The sequence below is a fragment of the Shimazuella alba genome (assembly GCF_009831235.1).
Taxonomy (GTDB): domain Bacteria; phylum Bacillota; class Bacilli; order Thermoactinomycetales; family Thermoactinomycetaceae; genus Shimazuella; species Shimazuella alba.
Genome location: NZ_WUUL01000009.1, coordinates 93,633 through 109,866, shown reverse-complemented (window position 1 = coordinate 109,866; position 16,234 = coordinate 93,633). Strand labels below are relative to the sequence as shown.

The following is a 16,234-nucleotide window of genomic DNA, read 5'->3' as shown; positions in this document are numbered from 1 at the left end:
GAAACAGAAGTCTTTGTGATCAGTCCCAAATAGAGAACGGGTTATAACCACCATGATTCACTTGAACATAAATCTCGGCTTGTCCATTCGTTCCATCTACCCAAGATTGAATATTACGTGAAAGACATGTATTTCCTGCAAGATACAAATTAGAGGCTATTACATCATCTGCATTATCAGGATCGTATTCCTTGATAGTGATTATTTGATCATATCCTGTGGTTAATTCATTGCATATTCTTACATATCCTGAAGCATGTGCGTTATCTACACCGGTAATCCATTTTTGAAGAGTGTCATTATAATGTGTATCTTCCCAAGTCAGTAACTGCCACCCTTCAGAATCTGCAAATGCGGATGAAACTGGTAACAATAGTGTGAAAATAGAAATAAGAAATGGTAATACGGCCTTTTTCATTAACTTCATTCTGTCTACCTCCCAGTTGGTTGAAATGTATGCGTTTGCAAAGCGAAAAAAGTATAATTGAAGCTATATTAATGAAAGGCATATCCCTCTTGAATCTAATTGTAAATCAAATAAAATAAAAAGCAATTACAAAATCAATTAAATTATAGCATAATTTATTAAATTAGAAGAAAAAAATGTAAAATCGTATCATCCTGCTGTCTTAGAAATATGGAAAAAGGATATTAGCAGTGAGCAAGAGAAATCAAGAAGTCGCGAAAACACAGTGACTTTGCTCCTCGCTCCAATTGAATATGCAACAACCTCTATATAAATATCGTTGATTCAGGGATTAAGTAAATTACCATAAGGATTGGAAAATAGTATGCCAAGAGTACAATGACATCTTGATTTGTAAGATGATAGGATCGTTTCATTAAAACTGTATGCGCATGGGCAAAGCAGGCTGAGTGAGTCATAGTCCAATGCTGTATGAGGATATAAAAGAATATTTAATTCAGCAAATTTATGATATGTACTCTTTGAAAATCACTTTTGAACGGTTATTTATTACCTATGTATTTAGGGTGCTCAGTGTTACAGATTCCTTCTCCGGCTTTTTCTATGGAGATGTTTTCTAATTCAACAGTCTGAGTCATTCATTCAAATCCGTTACCTCTGAGTGAAGTAATACTGTTTTTTCCTCCAAGTAGGTTCGGAGCAATAAAGGATATAACTATGTATATAAGAGAAGCTTTGAGTGGAACGAATTTGACTCCTTTTTCTCCTAGAAATTTCATTGTTTTTCTAGATTAACTGTGTTTCTGCCAACGAAATACTTTTACTCCCCATTCTTTTCGCATCTGCTTCTTCAGAACAAAACCCATGTTTGTACTTCTTTTGTAGTGTTAACTAAGGTGAAGTCTAATGGGGATTTCCTCATTTACAGGTTTACCCACCATTATCTCCTTGTCACAAGAGATAGGTTTCCTTCGAATAATTCCAATGACATATATAGACTAAGTGTAGGTGTAGGATCTTCTTTTGAGGGAGATGAAAATGATTGTTGTACAACTGGATAATTTCTTCCAATCTCTTTCGAAATGGGAGGTCTCATCATGATAACAACAACCTGTTTCCTAATGTTGGACAAGAGAAAATTGAAATCGCTCTCAATATCAGATCGTTTGTTCAGGTTTTTTGATCGTGCTAGGTTATGTAGTCGGACTTGTATACGTGCTTTCCAGTTTCTTGATTGTTATTGCAGCAATCATTTTAATAATCCTTGTTATGTTTGCTCCGAAGTATGGAATATCTTCGAATTCATACTCGGAACAGGTCTCGAATTAGGACTTTGAATCGTTTCAACAAAATAAAGCAGGTATAAATATATCATAATATTCACTCTATTTGTACTGATGCAAATTTTAAATAAGACATGCTTTTTTACATTGAATGTCTGCATACATTGAATGGAAGGGGTGATTAGTTTGAAGAATTCAAAACTATGCATAGGCAAGGAAATATACGGTACAAAAGATATCAAACAAGCTTTTTACGAAGCATTTGCACCGTATTTCGAACAAAACAATATGCACCCTGCAAGGTTTGTAAGTTGGATAACTCAAGAGACCAAAAAACGTGTGGGAAATAGTTAGCCCCTTTTTTGCTAGAGATTTGCGTCATAGGACGCCTTTTTATTTTACATACGGGAGGATGGTGGAATGGTGGCAATTCCAGAAATGGAAGGAAGGTAGTTTTAATCAGATATAAGACTAAATGACTCTAGAATACAGTCTGTCATCTGCACGAGAGGATTTGCATTATGGCCGAGCCGAGGCGATCTGAACTTAGGAGTACGTATCGTGATTTCTGGACTGTGGAGCACAACTCCCGATTCGAAACGGATCGCGAGTTGTCCTATGCGGTGAATGAAAATACATTTACCGTGAAGAAAGGTTATCCAAATCCCGAGGTGAATGACTGGAAGGTCTATAACCGCGAAGGTGTTCAGATTGGAGTACCTGAAATCATTGAAGATAATAAGGGTCCGATCCTTCGCATCACACGGCGACAGTAAAATGTGAAATCTAGCAGACATAATTAGTCTGGACAGTGAGCCTTGCTGTCCAGACTGTCGTTTATATAACGTATTCGGGGTTTTTGGAGAATGGTTGCAATTCACAGAGAAGGATAGATGGTCTCATGTGTCACTTTTGGTTTATAAAAACATGAAAACAATATTATAAACGTTTATTATGCTTAAAACACACATTTACGGACGTAATTGAAGTATAATTAACTCAAGAGCGAATATTTGGAAGGTGAAAATTATGCAAATGGATTATATCCGGGTTTCGAGCAAAGACCAAAACGGAGAACGCCAAGTGAGAGAGATGCTGAACCTTGGAATAAAGGAACGAATGATTTAATCGATAAGAAAAATGGAAAAGACTTTCATTGTCCAAGCTATCATACAATGAAGCGATTGATTCGAGAACGTGACTTGATTTACATTGATTGATGGCATTATTAAGAGAATGGAAAGAAATCACTAGGGATCTAAAAGCCGATATCGTCGTATTGGAAAACAGTGCTCTGTTTGATAGTCGACAATTCAAGTCGATGGGAGATATGGAGAAGTTTGAAGGAAGACCAATTCCTTAGCCTATCATCTCTTGTAGCTGAACAGGAACGAAAGAAAATCAGACAGTGACAAGCAGAAGGGATTGCAGTTGCTAAGGCAAAACGGTAAGCGTCTAAGGCGACTCCAGTTGAATCTAGACACCATCTCTGAGGAGCAAAAAAAGATTTACAGGACAATTATAAACAGTGGAGATCACAGGGAATAACTGGGGTTCAGTTTATGAAACTTCTCCATTTAAAGAAAACCATTTTTTATAAAGTCCTCAAGGAATTTAAAAAATACTCAAAGCATAATCGTGGAGGCTTCTTAATCTATGAGAGAAATAAAGTTTAGAGTCTTCGCTAAAGATAAACGATTCCCAGAAGGTAAAATACACTATCCAGACACATTAACTCAAATCGACGAAGTTATGGCTCTGATTAATAATACGGATATATCGTTGATGCAGTATACAGGTCTATTGGATCATAATGGGAAAGAAATTTATGAAGGGGATATTATAAAAACAGATTTTCGAAAAAATGCAATCGTGAGTTTTGAAAATGGTTGCTTTATGATTGGGGGCAAAAGAGGAATATCGATTGATCATTACTTGAATTCAGGTCTGGAGGTCATTGGAAATATTCATGAGAATCCAGAATTATTGACATAGAACCAGTAAACGTCGACTTAGGGGAAGAAAAATCGTTGACATGGTAAATTGTTTTATGATAAATTAATCGTTTGATAATAAAATCCAGATGTGTTAGACTGAAGAAGGCTACCATTTGGAGGTGGATTATTTGTTTCAAATTGGCGATAACATTGTTTATCCAATGCACGGAGCAGGTATAATTAAAGCCATAGAAAGAATGGAGTTCTCGGGTAAGCAACAACAATATTATGTCATGAAGATGTCTATTAGTAACATGAAAGTAATGATTCCTACAGATAAAATATTAAGTTCAAATATACGTCCAGTTACTGATGTAATTGAATTAACACACATCATACACATTTTCCAGTATGGTGAATCAGATAGATTGCTTCCCTGGAAACAAAGATATAAAGTGAACATGGATAAATTAAAAACGGGTGAAATGCAAGAAGGTGTGGAAGTTATACGTGATTTAATGCGTATGAATGAAGAAAAAACACTTAATACAAGTGAAAAAAAAATGTTGGATAATGCATATGAATTTTTGAATAGTGAACTAGGATTAATTGAAGGAATCACTGAAAATCAAATGAAAAGCTTCTGTTAAATGTAATTGGGAAGAATCAGCAACTGAACGACGAACCCCGATTTCCCCAACAATTGGAAGTAACCCTGAAGACTAGCGCACAACCTTGTCATAAGAAAAACCACATGATCTCTAAGTGCATAGAGGTTATGTGGTTTTTACTATTGTGTTTATCTAATACAGAGTGAGAAAACTACATCATTCCATGATCTGTTCTTGCTTAGCTTTTTCTTGATGAAATTGGCGTATTTCCCTGGCTTTAATATCCATTTAGCTCCTTTGTAGTTGATGTTCTCATACAGTACAGATCTATGACCGCCGGAAACTTTAGCAGATGAAAGCGATATTATTTTACTAGTGTGCTGTCATTGGAGCAGAATCGAATGGATCTCCCTTTGAAATTGATATGGCAAACAAAGTAACACAGGAATTTTTCTTCTGATGGTGTTGAGGTGCAGCAAATGCAGCAGCCAAATAAGAGAACAAGCAAGCATTACAGCAATGGAATTACTTTTTTCATATAAATGGAACACTGAAGGTATGCGTCTGGTGTTAATCAAATATGGAGTAAGAAAGAAACAAACGAGAAGAAAGAAGAATGATTGTCTGCAAAGTAACAAACAAAGTTAATAAGAAGGTTTATAAGTGTTGACTATTCATAATCACGAAACAGATTGTACAGAAAGAGGCTAACCAACATGCATAAAAGAAAAAGAAAGAGCAACACAAATCAAACTCAGGTTCCAATCAAGCAATACACAGTTAAAGAACAAACGGAGTTGCTGATTTTTTTATTGAATACTTTATCAAATCTTGGCCGGAACTCCGTTAAATCCCTATTGAGTCATGGGAGAGTATTGGTAAACGATCAAGCCGTGACAAAGTACAACTATCCGTTACAACCTGGACAAACGGTATCTATTCGTAAGGTAAAGACTACAAATACATCGCTCATGGCAGGAGTTATTATTTTACATGAAGATGAAGATATCATCGTAATTGAGAAGGAAGCAGGATTATTATCGGTCTCTTCTTCTAAAGAGAACGAATTAACAGCCTATCGACAGCTTATGGATCATGTCCGTAGAGGGAATCCTAAAAACCGAATTTTTGTCGTGCATCGTTTGGATCGGGACACATCTGGGGTGATGATGTTTGCCAAAAGTAAAGATGTACAACAAACAATGCAAAATTCATGGAAAGACATCGTACAGGAGCGTCTGTACATTGCCCTCGTTGAGGGATCGGTAAAGAAAAAAGAGGGGACTATTTCATCTTGGTTGAAAGAGACTACAACTTTCAAAACATATTCAAGTCCTCGTTCGAATGATGGGAAACTCGCTGTGACACATTACAACGTAATTAAATCCAATCAAAACTTTTCCTTATTGAAGGTGAGTCTCGACACTGGACGGAAAAATCAGATCCGTGTACATATGCAGGATATAGGGCATTCCATAGTAGGCGATAAGAAATATGGTTCACATATGAAACTGATTGGTCGACTTGGACTGCATGCTCAGGTCTTGTCGTTTGTACATCCCACAACTGGTCTCTTGCTACGTTTTGAAACAAAAATCCCTAAGTCGTTTTTAAGTCCTTTTCGAAGCACACCTACGAAAAACTAATTGTGAGAATAAATAAAAGTTTACGTGGCCCAAAATCAGCCTTCAGCGTTTGAGGGTCAACGAGACATATAATGGTATTTGTGTAAATCCCACATTTTTGAGGTACGAAAAGAGGCTAATTCGAACTTTTATTGCAAAACGTGTGGTAGATATGACTGTATGGCGAAAGACTTTGAATGATGTGTTTTTGAAAGATAAATAAAAAGGGAGCATAGAACAATGAACGAAAAATATGCATGTTATGTTCGTGTTTCTACTGATCGAGATGAACAAGTATCCTCTGTTGAAAACCAAATCGATATATGTCGTAACTGGTTAGAAAGACAGGGATACGAATGGAACGAAAACAGCGTGTATAAGGACGAAGGGATCAGTGGAACCATTTTTAAGGATCGACCAGCGATTCAACTACTATTGGAGAAAGCAAAGAAAAAAGAAATTAATATGGTGTTGTTCAAGTCGATCAGCAGACTTGCTAGGGATTTGAAGGATGCGTTAGAAATACGAGAAATTTTTTTATCGCGAAATGTGCGAATTATATCAATTGAAGAAGGCTATGACTCAGATGTGGCTGGAAAAAATGATATGAGTTTTGAAATGTCTTCCATGTTTGCGGATCACTACAGCAGAATGTTATCAGGGAGTATATCATCTGCACTAGCTGCTAAGGTTAGACGTGGTCAGCATATTGGAAAGATACCATTTGGCTATACACGAAAAGATGGAATATTACATATTAAGGATGATGAAGCTGAAATTGTGAGAATGATTTTCGATTGGTATATAAATGAAGGATTGGGATTTAAAACAATTACTCACAAATTAAATCAGCTGAACTTGAAACCAAAAGAAATACAGAAATGGCAAGTAACATCGGTGCAAACGATTATTCGAAACCGTTTATATTGTGGAGATTTTGTGCTGAATAGATACACAACAATGAAAGTAGAAGGAAAAAAGAAACAAATTCAAAATCCGGAAAGTCGTTGGCTCATATTTCAAGATCATCATGTACCAATTATCAGTCGTGAGTGGTGGGAGAGGGCTAATTCTAACTTGACCAAGACGAAAAAGAAAATATCTCCATGGAACGATCTTCGTGGGATACTAAAGTGTAGTGAATGTGAATCGAGTATAGTGCCCTTATTGTCATGGAGACTGCTTGCAAATGGGAAAAAAAAGGACTATCGATACATGAAATGCAGCAAGTATCGTCGTATGGGAGAAGCTGGTTGTGTAAATCATAGTCCGATACTATATGACGATGTAAAAGCACTTTTGATTAAACAGTTATTAGAAAAGAGCTACATGTTGAAATTGTCTTTCGAAGATCAATTCCAAGGGAAAAAACATGATCGGTTTGTTGTTGTTGAAAAAGAGATAGATGATCTCAAGAACAAAGCAGCAAAGCTGATTGACCTGCACTTGGAACAATTGATTAGCAAAGAAGAATTTAAGCAAAAGCGTGATGAAATTGATTGGAAAATCCACAACCTAGAAAATGAAAAGATTGAGTTGTCCAGACAGGAGTACACAACGGAGAGAATTGAGAATATTAAACAAGCGTTTGATGTGCTGAGCAACGATAGTCAAAATTTACATCATGCGCTTAGAACACTCCTTGAAAGAGTAGTGGTACATCCGCAGGGAAAAATGGATATATACTATTCCTTTCATGTTGAATAGAAGATAGGGTAACAAAAATGTAACTGTCAGTAGGTGCAGGGCTTTGTTATTTTCCCTTTGGAAGGCGAGACCGTTCTGGTAACGCATCGGACCAAAGGAGAAGATCATCGAAAGAGAATGAATCGTGAATATTCCGTTGTGGAAGTTCTTCAAATAAATGGGTCAATTAGGCGAAAGGATGAAGTCCATTTTCTTTTGTTGTTTCGATGATTCTATAGACAAAGGCACTGAAACTGTGAGTTGCTTTACGATGACAATATACGAGGAAAATGACTTTACATGCGATGTCCCCCACACCAGACTCGAATTCTTTGAGGAATGAATCTAGTGCGAGGGACATTGTCACACAGTTGAAGAGCTTACCCGCTAGGTATTGAGCTTCATCGGGATCCGTTTAGCGACGATCCAATGATTATCGGTCTTTCACTGGATCACAGTAATCAGTTCTCCAACCAAGACAACAATGTCTCCAGGTCCGAGCATAGCAAGGTCAATGGAATGGAGGACCAATTCACCACCGAAGATATCCTTACGAGGTTTCATTTGGGTGATTGGAGGCAAATTGCCCCAAACAAGTTCAAGAAACCAACCAGAGAAAGGAGCATCCTCCATACATTTTCTTGTATAGCCGATCCTTCTCCATCAGTTCCCAGAGGAGAAGTTGGAGCTGGTGATCTTGAAGGTTAAGATTGAGTTCCTTCCACTCCCCAGAGACGAATGCAGAGTACCTGACCGTGGAAAGGAGCTCTTCTGAACTAACTTCCTTGATTACGCAGGGAGTCTTAAGATTCTTAATAGTACTCTTGTTGGCTACCGCTTTTTGGAGCTCTCGGATTGCCTCAGCCTCAGCCAAGATAATTTTTTCGTATGTTCCACCACTCATGGTCTTACCTTTCCGGACGAAACGCCCTTATGGAGTGTGACGACTGGAATGAGTTTATTGTATCGAAAATTGGTAAGTATGAAATAGCTCACACCTGTGCATTTGGTGGACTTTGTTATGTTTTTAGTTATTCTCGTTTTATCAATACATGGACGTAGCGAGCCTCTTTTTGTATGAGTTATTTACTATGTAACTAAGGCTCTTCGAATTGTTTTATTCATGGTTTTTTCAAATCCGTGTGAGCTTCCTGTAATAGATATACTCTGTTTTCCTGCGAATTAACAGGATAATTTGTAAATGATTTATTGTGTTTTTATCCTTTAAATGAGATCCAAAACTGTTTTTTTACGTAATTCTTTTCAATCAATTCGAGAGATATCTTTGAATCTTTTCCCACTGGCGATATTCGTGTGCTCATACAAGAATGGTTACCAGACCTTAGAGAATAACCTATTGGTTAAATAGACATAAAAACCAGGAATGTTGTGCTATTTTTATATAAATCTGAAATTCCCAAGTGATTCATGTATAGTGTAGTAGAGAAGATATCATATCATAGATGGGAATAAAAATGCTGTTCTTGCGAACTTGCGCTTGGTCGCTTGCGGTTGCCGTGTTCGGTTTGATCATGGCTGCCGCTTATGGCGGGTGGATCGGAGTCATACTCGTTGGGGCAGTTGGAATAATTCTATATGCGGTGTCTTACGAGACCGCAATTTCCAACTTTTACTCCTTGAAGGCGAACGACTTTCCTGACTTTTGGCGGAAAATTCTTCTTAGGATTGGTCTTCCACTCATTGTTTTTGGGGTGCAGCTGGTTTTTCCAATTGCGATTGTGTCTATTATCGCTTGGCGCAATCCAGTAGACGTGGTCACGCTGGCATTGACCGACAAGACAAGCTACCAACAGATGACGACAGACGCTCATCCCGTGATCGCCTCATTTGTTGCGGGGTTTTTGTTGGCGGCATTTTTTGACTTCTTCTTCGAAGAGCGAGAGCGTAGATGGCTGCAGCAGCTGGAGAAGCGACTGGCTAAGGTTGGTCAGGTAGACAAGTGGGCTAAGTGGTCTCTTCTCCCGTTCGATCGGTCACTTATGATTTATTTCATAATGGTTCTGATCATCACTGCCAGTGGCTACTTTGGTAAGTTTGCCTACCAGTATGGTGGAGTTCATGTTAATATGAATCCTTGGGTGTGGTTCAGCGGAACCGCTGGTGTGCTTCTGTACCTGTTCACGAAGCACTTCGCTACAATCAGTATTATGCTCTTAGGCCAAACCAAGTTAGTTGGGCTCATTAGGCTACACGTTTTCGTGATCATAAACGTGCAGTGCTCGTTCAACGGTATGGTTGGTGCGTTTAGTATCACGAACGATATCATTCTTCTGTCGCTGGGACTAGGGCTGGGAGCGATGTTTGTCTGTGTGCTCAACATCTACTGGATTCGTCAAGTCAAACCAGGTACGTTTTATACAACTGGGAGCGATGGAAGGCGTACTAAGATTACAGGGTTCAAAAAGGTGGGCAACCGCCTATGGACTCCTTATGCTTACATCAGTCACGGCTTCCACTATACGTGTGGCGTATTGGCGGTGATCAATTTGGTTAGCATCCGGTACCATATTCCTGAGATCATCACCAGTCTCATCGGTATCATGCTGATCGCATTGTCTATCCACTCATCGAAGCGGCGCACTCGAGTGTTGGCGATGAACAACTAAATATGTCTCATCTTGCCCCCGTATGCCAATTAGGTTGCGGGGGCAGTGATGCTATTTCATGAGAATATATAGAGAAAACCCTATTGATCACATAAGGGATATGTGTTCTGAATTATTTGCTGTATAATAAAAACAGTCCTCAAACGAAGGGAAGAGTATGTCTCAAAAAAAGGCAAAATTCTGGACCCCACCCATGATAATGATGATGGTTACGGAGGGTTCAATCGTTTACCATATGGACTTTTATTCTTCAGCAATTCCAGCGTGGTTTACACGAATGGGGTTTGTTGAGACGAAGTTTGGAGGCCTTTCCGCGGTTGGCCTGACTTCGGGTCTGTCGCTGGGATTTATGTGGCTGGGCGGTATTGTTGCTGCTCCATTGTTGCGCCGTTTCTCGACTCGGCAAGTACAGCTCTTCAGTCTGACGATCATGTTCTTGACAGCATGGTGGCATGATAATATCGATGGGTGGGTTGAGATGATGTTCTGCCAGAGCATCCGTGACTTTTCCTGTGCTGTCGGTATTATCGCTTGTGGTATGCGTGCGAGGAAAATGCTCCCACAAGATCAGAAATCCCAACTAAGCGGTCTGGCGAAACTCAATGTGGTCAGTTGTGGATTGAGTGCATTGTTTGCATTTATAGGTCCGCTTGTCGTCGCCCATTCTATTCGTGTCTGGTTCCAAATCGCCATTTATTTGACTTTGTGGGGATTGCTGGAAACCATGATCACTGGGCGTTACCCAGAGCAGATGGAGAGTAAAGATACAGAACACTCAAACATCTCAATCTGGGATACGCTTCAGCTTGTGCTGCCAAGCCTTGGAATTTCTATTGCACAAGGTGTAGTCATGACCTATGTTATCCTCGATGTAGGGGTGACAATGGGTGCGCCTGTTCGAGCGATGTTTAATGTCGCGGCTGGACTAGCTGGACTTGTGATTCCACTGGCAGTTGGTCGCTGGGGAGATAAGCATGTTGTTAGAGGCTTGATGTTTCTGGTCCTGCTTGCGGTCCCAGGCCTGGTATGGCCAACATTGTACACCCTGATCTTCGTCGGATTGGCGATGGGCTTTGCTCAAATTGGACTGGGGATTATTCTAACCGTCAAGCGCCCCAACACCAGTAGCAGTGCTTCCGCCCATGCTTTGGTGGATTACGGTGGAGCTGCAACTGGTTCAACGATTTGGGGAGTGGCAAGGCAATCACTAGGTATTGCTCCTGCCTATGCCTTGCTAGCACTTCCGTTGCTTTTGTGTCACTTTTTCTTTGAGCGGCTGTTTCGTTCAAAGCGATGGAAGGCACAAGTATAGCTGGTACATGGTTCGTATCGGCATTGAGCTGGTCTACTTTTTTCAAAAAGGCAGGTCAGCTCGCGCTATTTTTATTCATTACTACAATCACAAAGTGACTGAAAGGAAATTAATGGGTATGTGTCCGGTTGAATACCAAACATATATCCATTTTTGGGTGTCTAACTTTCTGGCTCAGTGACAGGGTTTCTCTGATCCCTGTGTGGAACGCCCTTAAATATATTGGTGTAGCCCTTTGTTTCGACGATTTATAAAGTAGAGACAGAATTGTTCATTTCAAAATCTCAATATGCAGCAGATCACTTGTTTAACCTTGATGAATTATGCAAATTATTTTTCTATTGGTATGCATTGCAAATGTGATGCAAAAATTAGCAGTCAAAGGTCGTTCCCAAGCTGTCGTGGAATTGGTTCGTTTAGGTGAGCTAAAAATATAAGGAAAAATCCCCGCCTTCATTCCGTTTTTGGATGAGGTAGGGGTTTTATTTGTATCGTATATAGGAAGTTAAGGATACATTCGGCGTGCGGGATGATAATGATCTACCATCCCGCACTTGATTTCTTTTTTAGATTCTAGATGTTACATGACACTTAGGACATTCACGAGGACCGTTCTTTGTGTCGATATCGACGTAATCCTTGTGGACATCGCACCAGACACGTTCATGATTCGGCCTGTCATGCCGATGATCATAGTATTTATCTGGATGCTTTTGACCATGACTTGTCATATGTATTTCTCTTTCTCTTTTGATAAGCGCGGTTGCTTATCTCTTTCATTATAATATTTTTAAGGATGAAAATAAACTCTATCAAAAGTTAGTAGTTTATTTTGCATCAGTGGCAAAGGTGATCAATCCTTCTGTCCGAGAATGTATGCTGTCTATTTGTGATCCTAGAGTTTGAGCAGGATTGAAGATAGAGTTCTTATGATATAGGACGAACTTTCCTTTGCTCATTTGCAATAACAGCTTTTATTTGAAAGTACGTAACTTCTTCCGGCAAAGCTTCCTTTATTGGTTTTAGCTTTGAAGCTCCTAAATCTTGGACAGCTTGAATAATGATACTTTGATATTCTTGGGAAATAAGCTCATCCCAATCAATTGCATAGCCTTCGCTATGGCACTTTATTAGGTGATCTTCAATCGTTTGGGTTGAAAGGCTGCGAATAGAAGAAATTTCTTCAATAGATTTACCTTCTTGAAATAATTCATAGGTAATGACATGACTTTTGTTGTTCTGGTTTTGTTTAAAAGTTGTTTTTTCTCTTGGTTTTTCCCGTTCATCAGCAAAAGAAGCAGTAACTTCCAAAATTCGCGATCCATATTTCGCGTATTTACGTTGTGCCATGCCCACCACCGATAAAAGTTCTGTTTTATTCAGTGGGATTTGGTCCACAATTGCTCGGAGGGTTGAATCCGATAGAATCATGTAAGGTGGTAATTTTTCTTCTATCGAAAATTCTTTACGAAGATCGTATAAACGATCCAATAAGATCGAGCGTTGTGTTTGGATCGTGTTTTTGTCCCAATTAGACGGAGAGACAGTTTGAATGGGTCTCAGATATACATTTTGTTCTCCTTTAAGAACTTGAATTGCTTTTTCAGTAAGTCTTATTAAAGGGAGATTGTTCTTGCTGGATGTGTAACTGTCTATATATCCTTCTGATTGCAAGATAAGTCCAAATTGTTGTATATCTTTTTCCGTATAATCATTTAAAATTCCATATGTCGAAAGTTTATCTAATGCGAGGTCTAATACTTTTTTTGATTTTGATCCTTTCAATACTTTTGCAACCATCGAAAGTCCAAAACGTTCTTTCATTCGACGAATGCACGAAAACATTTTTTGTGCTTCAATTGTATAATCTTTGGTGCTTGTTTCCTCTTGTGCTAAACAGTTATGACATTTTCCACAAGGGGTTTCGATGGGGTCGTCAAAATATTGGATGATCGTATTTTGTAAACAATTTTGAGTGAAGCAATAACGATACATGGTATTTAGTTTTTGAAATTCATGCTTTTTTCGGTCTTGACTCAATTCCGATTGCTCAACCAAAAACCGTTGAATACGTACATCTTGTCCATGGTATAGCAAAATGCATTCGCTTTCTTCTCCGTCTCTGCCAGCACGACCAGCTTCTTGGTAGTAGCTCTCTATATTTTTAGGTAGATTGAAGTGAATAACGTACCGCACATTTTGTTTATTTATTCCCATCCCAAATGCGTTGGTAGCGATAATAATAGGTGTTCTGTCATAAGAGAACGCTTCTTGAGCTTGTTCACGCTGATCTTCGCTCATTCCTGCGTGATATCGTCCGACTTGATAACTTTTTTCTAGCAAGTATTGATAAAGAGAGTCCACTTCTTTTCGAGTAGAGCAATAAATGATACCAGACTGTTTTGGATGGCGGTTTATATAGTCTTCCGTGAATGTAATCTTATCTTGATCATGCAGGACGGAAAATCTTAGATTAGACCGTTGAAAACTAGTAAGCACGGTGTTTTCATCTGAAATTTGAAGAATGTCTCGAATGTCTTGGCGGACTTGTGCAGTCGCTGTTGCCGTTAATGCAGCTATGATTGTCGGCTTTGGTAACTGTTTTATTATGTCGCCAATGCTTAGATAGCTTGGACGAAAATCATGTCCCCATTGTGAAATACAATGTGCTTCGTCTACTACCACTAGGGAAACCTCAACTTCTTGTATCATGGGAAGAAAAGATTCTAGTCGTTCCGGTGCAATGTAAACGAGTTTTACTTGTTTATTATGTATCTCTTGAAGTCTATATTCTATTTCATAGCGGTCTACGGTACTGTTTAGGTATGTAGCTGGAATCCCTAATTGGTTCAAAGCATCTACTTGATCTTTCATGAGAGAGATCAACGGTGAAATGACAAGAGTAATACCCTCGAGCAACAGCGCAGGAATTTGATAGCAGAGCGATTTTCCTCCACCTGTGGGCATGATTCCAAGCGAATTTTTACCATCTAAGATTTGGGTAATGATTTGTTTTTGTCCATTTCTAAAAGCTGTATACCCAAACAAATCCTTCAATAACTCTTCAGCTTTATCTATTAATTTCATATTTAGCCACCTATTCACATTCAATACCTTTTAGTATATCGAAAAAATAGACATCAAACGAGGGTGAATATACCAGTTTCCTATGAACAGACAGAAATCAGTATAAGAATGAAATGTCGATGTTGTATGATAATTTATATACATAAATTAGAGCATTGGATAAAATCGCTTTATGTGCACATTTGCGCTTGTGAGATGCTTATAAAAAACACCTGACAAGTCTTATTTTAGATCAAATAAAACATAAATAGGAATATTTTGGGAGGGATTGTTCTCGTGGTAGTAGAGATGAAGCATGTTTCGTGGCGTAGAGAGCAGCGCCTTATATTAGATGATATAAATTGGGAAATTCAAAAAGGGGAGCATTGGTGTCTCGTGGGGCTAAATGGCTCTGGGAAAACGAGTATCCTTGATTTGATCAATGGGTATCATTGGCCAACATCAGGAGAGATTTCGGTTTTAGGAAAACGCTTTGGAGAAACAGATCTTCGGGAGCTACGAAAAGAGATCGGATGGGTAAGCGCATCCATGCAACAGAGGCTACATGGGTATGAAACCATTGAAAATGTGGTGCTAAGTGGCAAGTATGCATCAGTAGGAATCTATGAGAAACCAGCAGAGGAAGATTATGTGCAAGTACGTGAACTGCTAGAACAGTGGAAGTGCGGTCATCTATTAGGCAGAATCTACCAAACCTTATCTCAAGGAGAGAAGCAAAAAGTATTGATAGGACGAGCTTTGATGGCAAAACCAAAGCTACTGATACTCGATGAACCATGTACTGGTCTTGATATTTTTGCTAGGGAACAAGTCCTTACTATGATTGATCAAATAGCGAATCGTCCTGATGCACCAACTCTTATCTATGTAACACATCATATCGAAGAAATTCTGCCATGTTTTACTCACACCTTCCTTTTGAAAAAGGGAAAGGTTGCGCAAAAAGGGTTAAGTAAAGATGTATTAACGCAAGAGATACTTAGTGAATTTTTTCAAACATCCCTATCTGTCGAACAGAAAAGCGGCCGTAGCTGGCTGATGCTAAAGTAGATTCAGAACATTATAGGGATAAGATAGTTATATATTATTGATGAGTACACTTATTTCCTACTTACCAGTGAGAAATGGTACCGCTCATTGCTTCCGATTGTATTTGCTTCGTCAAGCATACACCAAAGAATTCAGTAGCGGCTTGGCCCCTTAGCTTTGTGGACTTGATTTGCAGATCTACATCAGTGAAGTTGTAAAGCGATGCTTTCGACCCTACGTAGAATCACTTGGAGTAAAGACAAATATCTCTGAGTCGAGCAAGAGAATGATGAAAGATGGAGTTTCCGTCGAAGGGAAGACATGGGAAATTACCATTGCGCGTAAGCGGTACACCATCCCCGAGTTTTTAATCGTTTGGACAGAGAGTTCAAAGGCCAGTCGATGGTTCAGCTCCAAGGGGTTTCATCATAAGTCATGGTGTATTATCCCGTCGCAGCAGATACAAAGCAGCAATTTGCAAATGGTACAGTGGAAGAGATCGTGTATCGTTTGTTACAAGAGAAACAAAATTTAGCGCAAAACGTCATGGTTCCTAGTGATAAATTAAACATCGAACAGGAGTTGTATGAACAGATTTACAACGAGTAAA

At 39.0% G+C, this 16,234-nt stretch carries 14 protein-coding genes and 2 pseudogenes; 12 read left to right on the top strand and 4 right to left on the bottom strand.

Annotated elements, in window-relative coordinates:
* Positions 1-19 precede the first annotated feature (19 nt).
* The gene (locus GSM42_RS13915) at positions 20-427 is read right to left on the bottom strand and encodes a hypothetical protein (RefSeq protein ID WP_160802138.1); all 408 of its coding nucleotides are present in this window, start codon (positions 425-427) and stop codon (positions 20-22) included.
* 1,469 nt (positions 428-1,896) lie between these two features.
* Between GSM42_RS13915 and GSM42_RS20390 the strand changes: the two genes are divergently transcribed.
* The 5 genes and pseudogenes from GSM42_RS20390 (at position 1,897) to GSM42_RS13895 (ending at position 4,297) form a co-directional block, all read left to right on the top strand.
* Positions 1,897-2,064 (top strand): hypothetical protein, encoded by a 168-nt coding sequence (locus tag GSM42_RS20390; protein WP_202404928.1) that lies wholly within the window; start codon positions 1,897-1,899, stop codon positions 2,062-2,064.
* A 167-nt stretch (positions 2,065-2,231) separates the two neighbouring features.
* On the top strand, positions 2,232-2,486 hold the full coding sequence (locus tag GSM42_RS13910; RefSeq protein ID WP_160802137.1) for a hypothetical protein: 255 nt from the start codon (positions 2,232-2,234) through the stop codon (positions 2,484-2,486).
* Between the two features lie 253 nt (positions 2,487-2,739).
* Positions 2,740-3,386 (top strand): annotated as a pseudogene (locus GSM42_RS13905) (recombinase family protein).
* Positions 3,367-3,705, top strand: coding sequence for a YopX family protein (locus GSM42_RS13900; protein WP_160802136.1), 339 nt, complete (start codon positions 3,367-3,369; stop codon positions 3,703-3,705). Before GSM42_RS13905 ends, GSM42_RS13900 begins: the two are co-directional and overlap by 20 nt.
* Positions 3,706-3,820: 115 nt before the next feature.
* Positions 3,821-4,297 (top strand): CarD family transcriptional regulator, encoded by a 477-nt coding sequence (locus GSM42_RS13895; RefSeq protein ID WP_160802135.1) that lies wholly within the window; start codon positions 3,821-3,823, stop codon positions 4,295-4,297.
* 149 nt (positions 4,298-4,446) lie between these two features.
* Here the strand turns inward: GSM42_RS13895 and GSM42_RS21405 are convergent, their stop codons facing one another.
* Complete coding sequence (locus tag GSM42_RS21405; RefSeq protein ID WP_420821001.1) at positions 4,447-4,623, bottom strand: beta/gamma crystallin-related protein; 177 nt, start codon at positions 4,621-4,623, stop codon at positions 4,447-4,449.
* A gap of 351 nt (positions 4,624-4,974) precedes the next feature.
* Between GSM42_RS21405 and GSM42_RS13885 the strand changes: the two genes are divergently transcribed.
* Both GSM42_RS13885 and GSM42_RS13880 read left to right on the top strand, forming a co-directional pair.
* Positions 4,975-5,904: an RluA family pseudouridine synthase gene (locus GSM42_RS13885; protein ID WP_160802134.1), complete on the top strand. Its 930-nt coding sequence runs from the start codon at positions 4,975-4,977 to the stop codon at positions 5,902-5,904.
* A 219-nt stretch (positions 5,905-6,123) separates the two neighbouring features.
* Positions 6,124-7,590: a recombinase family protein gene (locus GSM42_RS13880; RefSeq protein ID WP_160802133.1), complete on the top strand. Its 1,467-nt coding sequence runs from the start codon at positions 6,124-6,126 to the stop codon at positions 7,588-7,590.
* Between the two features lie 577 nt (positions 7,591-8,167).
* Here GSM42_RS13880 and GSM42_RS13875 read toward each other — a convergent pair.
* Positions 8,168-8,473, bottom strand: a complete 306-nt coding sequence (locus GSM42_RS13875) for a hypothetical protein (protein WP_160802132.1) — start codon at positions 8,471-8,473, stop codon at positions 8,168-8,170.
* A gap of 559 nt (positions 8,474-9,032) precedes the next feature.
* On the opposite strand from GSM42_RS13875, the gene GSM42_RS13870 reads away from it, so the two are divergent.
* From GSM42_RS13870 to GSM42_RS13860, 3 genes and pseudogenes are all read left to right on the top strand, one after another.
* Positions 9,033-10,196: a DUF475 domain-containing protein gene (locus GSM42_RS13870; protein WP_160802131.1), complete on the top strand. Its 1,164-nt coding sequence runs from the start codon at positions 9,033-9,035 to the stop codon at positions 10,194-10,196.
* Positions 10,197-10,800: 604 nt separating this feature from the next.
* Positions 10,801-11,508 carry a hypothetical protein gene (locus GSM42_RS13865; RefSeq protein WP_160802130.1) on the top strand — a complete coding sequence of 236 codons (708 nt, stop codon included), beginning with the start codon at positions 10,801-10,803 and terminating at the stop codon, positions 11,506-11,508.
* Between the two features lie 350 nt (positions 11,509-11,858).
* A pseudogene (locus GSM42_RS13860) lies at positions 11,859-11,945 on the top strand (helix-turn-helix transcriptional regulator); the annotation flags it as partial.
* A 490-nt stretch (positions 11,946-12,435) separates the two neighbouring features.
* Here the strand turns inward: GSM42_RS13860 and recQ are convergent.
* Complete coding sequence (gene recQ / locus GSM42_RS13855) at positions 12,436-14,595, bottom strand: DNA helicase RecQ (RefSeq protein ID WP_160802129.1); 2,160 nt, start codon at positions 14,593-14,595, stop codon at positions 12,436-12,438.
* Between the two features lie 276 nt (positions 14,596-14,871).
* Here recQ and GSM42_RS13850 point away from each other — a divergent pair, with 276 nt between their 5' ends.
* Entirely contained in the window at positions 14,872-15,645 is a 774-nt protein-coding gene (locus tag GSM42_RS13850) for an ABC transporter ATP-binding protein (RefSeq protein WP_338055305.1), read from the top strand.
* Between the two features lie 414 nt (positions 15,646-16,059).
* On the top strand, positions 16,060-16,233 hold the full coding sequence (locus GSM42_RS13845; protein WP_160802128.1) for a hypothetical protein: 174 nt from the start codon (positions 16,060-16,062) through the stop codon (positions 16,231-16,233).
* Position 16,234 lies beyond the last annotated feature (1 nt).